Genomic DNA, 426 nt, shown 5'->3' with positions numbered 1-426 from the left:
AGAGTATAAAAGTAATCCTAAAATTTGTAAGACCTGTCCCTTGTTAGCGATTTGTACTGAAAGTCGCCAGCACCAAAAAGTTGTTGTGCGTCATATTTGGAAAGATGCCCTAGAAGTCTGTGAAGATATTCGCCATCAAAGTGGTATGAAAGAACGGTATCAACACCGGAAAGAAACGATAGAACGGTTATTCGGAACAGCTAAAGAATATCATAACTTACGTTATACCAGAGAAAAAGGAAAGTCCAAAATGGAAGCTAAGGTTGGGCTTACTTTAGCGTGTCTAAATATCAAAAAATTGGTAAAAATGATGACAGGAAAGACCTATAATTTTACCCAAATATCTCAATATTATTGGATTATAGGAGAATTAGGTAAGAATATAAAAAAGACAAACATCAAAAACGATGTTTGTCTTCATTCTGA

Annotated in this window: 1 protein-coding gene; it reads left to right on the top strand. The window is 34.5% G+C overall.

Annotated features, from left to right (window positions below):
* Positions 1–426 (top strand): transposase (locus tag HMPREF2697_RS03175; protein WP_180364355.1); only part of this gene is annotated, 426 nt, incomplete at both ends.

The organism is Streptococcus sp. HMSC064D12, assembly GCF_001837205.1.
GTDB lineage: Bacteria > Bacillota > Bacilli > Lactobacillales > Streptococcaceae > Streptococcus > Streptococcus salivarius_D.
Note: the sequence above shows the minus strand (reverse complement) of the source record. Positions and strands in the feature narration are given on the sequence as shown.